Source organism: Plantactinospora sp. B6F1 (assembly GCF_040120695.1).
Taxonomy (GTDB): domain Bacteria; phylum Actinomycetota; class Actinomycetes; order Mycobacteriales; family Micromonosporaceae; genus Plantactinospora.
In genome coordinates this window covers 1-4,682 of record NZ_JBEEAC010000068.1, presented here as the reverse complement: position 1 = coordinate 4,682, position 4,682 = coordinate 1, and the positions used below count along the sequence as shown (strand labels likewise).

Annotated in this window: 5 protein-coding genes; 3 read left to right on the top strand and 2 right to left on the bottom strand. The window is 70.5% G+C overall.

The annotated features are described in order from the left end of the window. The first annotated feature begins 246 nt into the window (after positions 1 to 246). Complete coding sequence (locus tag ABNF97_RS33670) at positions 247 to 405, top strand: hypothetical protein (RefSeq protein ID WP_165436664.1); 159 nt, start codon at positions 247 to 249, stop codon at positions 403 to 405. A 43-nt stretch (positions 406 to 448) separates the two neighbouring features. Here the strand turns inward: ABNF97_RS33670 and ABNF97_RS33665 are convergent, their stop codons facing one another. Continuing rightward, positions 449 to 1,339: a Vgb family protein gene (locus ABNF97_RS33665; RefSeq protein WP_502930590.1), complete on the bottom strand. Its 891-nt coding sequence runs from the start codon at positions 1,337 to 1,339 to the stop codon at positions 449 to 451. 72 nt (positions 1,340 to 1,411) lie between these two features. Beyond that, a complete protein-coding gene (gene abc-f / locus ABNF97_RS33660; protein ID WP_349341026.1) occupies positions 1,412 to 3,067 on the bottom strand; it encodes a ribosomal protection-like ABC-F family protein in 1,656 nt (551 codons plus the stop codon). A gap of 230 nt (positions 3,068 to 3,297) precedes the next feature. On the opposite strand from abc-f, the gene ABNF97_RS33655 reads away from it, so the two are divergent. Both ABNF97_RS33655 and ABNF97_RS33650 read left to right on the top strand, forming a co-directional pair. Then, complete coding sequence (locus tag ABNF97_RS33655) at positions 3,298 to 3,831, top strand: TetR/AcrR family transcriptional regulator (RefSeq protein WP_349341028.1); 534 nt, start codon at positions 3,298 to 3,300, stop codon at positions 3,829 to 3,831. 428 nt (positions 3,832 to 4,259) lie between these two features. Then, complete coding sequence (locus ABNF97_RS33650) at positions 4,260 to 4,490, top strand: hypothetical protein (RefSeq protein ID WP_130461939.1); 231 nt, start codon at positions 4,260 to 4,262, stop codon at positions 4,488 to 4,490. Positions 4,491 to 4,682: the final 192 nt, after the last annotated feature.

The following is a 4,682-nucleotide window of genomic DNA, read 5'->3' as shown; positions in this document are numbered from 1 at the left end:
CGACCAGCGGAAACCTACACACCATCCCTCAACCCACACCCCTACAACTCGAAATCCTGGACCTACTCGACGTCAACCCGCTGGAATGGTGCTGACGATCGCCGACGTGCGGAATACGGGCCTAGCCATCAACCGCGTCACCCATCGCGCCATTCACCGTGGACCGTCGCGGCACGACGCACCCTCCGCTGATCACCGGGACCCGGCGGGGGCGGCGACGCGGCGCGGGTGTCCTAGCGTGACCGTATGGCCTCCGACCAGATCCCCGAGCTGGTGCTCCTCCTGACCGTGTACGTCGCCCTGTCGGCGGTCACGCTCGCACTGCTCTACTGGGTCGTCCGCCTGGCGGTACGCCACGCGATCGAGGATGCCGACCGCCGCCGCCAGGCGAGCCAGCGCCGCTGACAACCCCCGGCGGTACGGCGACGGGCGGCCGACACCGCCCCGTTCACCACGACAGCCGGGCCACCGCGCCGATTTCCAGGGCGACCCACACCACGCCGTCGGGGTCGACCGCGATCCCGTGCGGCTCCGACCCCGGCGTCGGCAGGTCGTACTCCCGGATCGTGCCGTCGGGGCCGAGCCGCCCGACCCGGTTGGCGCCCCACTCGGTGAACCAGTAGCTCCCGTCAGGTGCGGCGGCGATCGCATGCGGCCGGGCGGCCCGGTCCGGCAGCGGGATCTCGGTGATCTCCCCGTCCGGGGTGATCCGGCCGAGCTGGCCGGCGGCGACCTCGACGAACCAGACCGCGCCGTCCGCACCACCCGTGATGCCGACCGGTCCGGCGTCGGCGGTCGGCAGCGGGTGCAGCGTGACCGCGCCGTCGAGTGCGATCCGGCCGACCGCGTTCGCCTGGTGGAGAGTGAACCAGAGTGCCCCGTCGGCACCGGCCGTGATCATCGCTGGGCTGCCACCCGTCTCGGGCAGCGGATGCTCCTCGATCGCACCGTCGGTGCCGATCCGGCCGATCCGGTCGGCGTTCAGCTCGGTGAACCAGAGCGCGCCGTCCGGCCCGGTGGTGATCCCGTACGGGCCGCCGTTCGGCGACGGGATCGGATACGAGGTGACCTCTCCGGAGAGCGACACCCGCCCGATCCGGTGGTCTCGTCGGGTGAACCAGAGTGCGCCGTCCGGTCCCGCCGTGATGACGGAGGGGCCGGTCGATTCGCCGAGCGGATAACGACGAATCTCCCCGGTTGCCGTCATTCGGAGGATTTCCCCGCCATGTACCAGGGTGACCCATGTTGCGCTGTCCGGTCCGATGGTGACGCCGTACGGACCGGCGGTGGAATCGGCTACCGGAAACTCCCGGACCGATGGATGACGGGCGGATGTCATTGGTTTCCTTTCCGCAGAATTGTGACCGGGGCGAGGAGCCAAATCGCAGATCGGCACCGGACGTTTGGGTAATCAACCCGCCAGCTGCCGGACGCGCAGGGGGTCGCGGCAGGCCGGTTCCGGATCGAGTACCCCGGCGGCCATCACCCGGTGCTCACCGCGCCACCGCTCGCGCAGCCGCCGGTCGTGGCTGACCACCAGCACCGCGCCCGGATGATCTGCCAGGGCGGCCTCCAACTCCTCGACCAGCCCCGGTGACAGGTGGTTGGTCGGCTCGTCCAGCAGCAGCAGGTCGGCCGGCTCGCTGACCAGCCGGGCCAGCGCGAGGCGTCGCCGCTGACCGGTGGAGAGCTTCCCGACGGGTACGCCGAGCCGCTCCCGGTCGAACAGCCCCAGCGAGAGCAGTTCGTCGAGGTACTCGGCCGGCGGCCCGGGCCGACCCCGCCCGAAGGCGGTGAGCAGCGGTTCCCCGGGGCATTCCAGCTCGACCTCCTGGGGCAGGTAGCCGATCCGACCCCGCCGGAGGACCCGGCCGGCGTCCGGAGCCAGATCTCCGGCGAGTACCCGCAGCAGAGTGCTCTTCCCGGCCCCGTTCGCCCCGCTGATCAGCAGCCGCGCCCCGCTGTCCAGCGTCAACCGGGTCGCCGCCAGCCGCCCGTCGACGGCCACGCCGTCGGCGTCGAGCAGTACCCCGGTGGTGCCGGCGCCGGGCAGCGTCGGGGTGAACCGCAGCGGCTGCGGTGGTGGCGGTACGGGATGCTCGGTCAGCCGGCGCAGCCGCTGCTCGGCGTTGCGTACCCGGCTGGCGACCGACTGCTGCACCCGGCCGGCGTCCCGGTCGTACGCCATCTTGTTGCGGTCCTTCATCGCCCGGCCCGGTGTGACCTGCCGGGCCGTGGTCGCCGCCGCCTCCCGCAGCCGGCCGACCTCGGTCTGCCAGTCGAGGTGAGCCTGGGCCCAGCGCCGCCGGGAGGCCGCCTTCTCGGCGAGGTATCCGGTGTACCCGTCGCCGTACCGGACCAGGGTGTGCCGGTCACCGTCCACTTCGATCAGTGTGCCGGCGACCCGGTCGAGGAAGACCCGGTCGTGCGAGACCAGCACGGTGCTGCCCCGCCGGCTGCGCAGCTGCTCTTCCAGCCAGTTCAGCGAGTCGTCGTCGAGATGGTTGGTCGGCTCGTCGAGCAGCAGCACCTCGGAGCCGGCCGACAGCACCGCGGCCAGGTGCAGCCGGGCCTGTTCACCGCCGGACAGTTCGCCGAGCCGCCGGCTCCGGTCGATCCCGGCCAGGCCGAGCGCGTGCATCGTCCGTTCGACCCGGGCGTCGGCGTCGTACCCGCCGCGCAGTTCGAAGACGGTGGCCAGGTCGCCGTACTCGGTGAGTTGCCGCTGGTCGCCGTCGCCGAGCAGCGGTTCCAGTTCCCGCAGCCGCGCCTCGATCCGGCGCAGCTCGGCCAGGGCGTCGTCGATGGCCTGCCGCACGGTCAGGTGTCCGGGCAGCGGCGCGTCCTGCCCGAGATAGCCGAGGCCGCCGGTGGTGACGACGGTCACCTGTCCCTCGTCGGGGCGTTCCCGTCCGGCGAGCAGCCGGAGCAGGGTGGATTTGCCGGAGCCGTTCTCCCCGATGATCGCGGTGCGTTCGTCCGGGGCGATGGCGCAGCTGACCGCGTCGAGCACGGTCCGGTCGGCGTAGCGCTTGGTGACGTTGTGCAGGCTGAGCTGGGTAGGCATGGGAGCGACTCCGGTCGTCGGCGGATCAGCCACCGGTCGGGCGGCGGCTCGGGACGCGGGGAACGCTCACCTGATCATCGGACGGGTACCTACCAAGTCTGACGGGGACTACCTTAAGTCTACTGATGTAGCAGTAAGATAATGCCATGTCCCCGCCGCGAGTGCCAACCGATTCCGCCGCCGGGCCCGTCCGCCGGCCGGGCGGCCGCAGCGCCGAGGTCCGCCGCCGGGTGCTCGACGCGGTCCGGGCCCACCTGGTCGAGTACGGCTACGACGCGCTCGGCATCGACGCCGTGGCGGAACGGTCGGGGGTGCACCGGACCACGGTCTACCGGCGCTGGCGTGACGTCGGTGGACTCCTCGCCGACCTGCTCATGGCGGCCACCGACGACGACTGGCGGCCACCCGACACCGGCACGCTGGAGGGCGATCTGCGCGCCGTCAACTCCGAGGTGTACGCCGCGCTGACCGCCGAGCCCCCGGTCACGATGGCGCTGATCGCCGCGTCGTTCCGATCGGCGCCGGCCGCGGACGCCCTGCGCTCCTTCTGGGCGGACCGGTACGACCGCTGCGCCGTCATCGTCCGCCGGGCCGTACGACGCGGCGAGATCCCCGCGGGCAGCGACCCGCACCGGTTGCTCGTCGCCGCCACCGCGCCGCTCTACCACGAACTGGTGCTGCTGCGGTCCGCACCCGGCGGGCAGCTCGGGTCCGAGGCCGCCGGCAGTGCGGTGCTCGCGGCTCGGGCCGGCGCCTTCACCTGAGGCTGTCGGGTCGTGGACGTGCCGGCCCGACGGGTATGAACATCCCGGGGTGGCCGGTCGAATCGTCGGTGACTCTCCGGGGTGGACGCACTCGGTTGCCCCGGACCTGGTGTGCCCGACTCGTCTGGGCTCCGTCCGAAATGGTCATACTCCCGCTATTGAAGCGATTTAGGTGAAATCTACCTACGATGGCGTTTGAGATACCTGAGCGCGTACGTGCGGTGAGTCTTATTGAGCGCTGAGTGAATCATGTCGGTCATTTGCCTGCCTGGCGCTTGCGGCCGGGCGGGGGAGTTCAACCTACCGAACGGTTAGACTTTGCCGATCCCCCGGCTGGTCGCCCTTCCGATGGCTTTGCCGGTTCCTTGGATTGTGGCACCATCATGGAACATCTGGCTTTCACCTCATCATCTCGACGGGAGCAACCAATGCCTGCATGGAGGCTGGGCCGGTTCATAGGCTCTCTTCTTGTGCTCGCCGTGCTTGCCGTCGGCGGGTTCGCCGCAAGCGCCGGCGCGGTCGGTTGGTCAGAGCGGAACGCTGTCGTCGCCTCCGAGTTGTCGGGTGACGAGGCAGAAGTCACCGAACCGGAGGTCACCGACCCAGAGGTCACCGACCCGGAGGGCGACGTGCATGCCTTCGGCTTCGAGTGGGGTTAGAGACTCCCCGTAGCGGAGCGACCTTCCGGGGTTGAGGAGCAACCTCCCGTGGATGGGGAGTGGTATGCCTAGTACGGCAGCCGCCATTGGCGGTCTGACCTCGTGGGATGTGGTGGGGGTGTGTAACGTGGACGCAGCCGCCTGTTGATCATGTGTTTGTGAGGACTACAGGATCGAAGGCGGCTGCTGCTG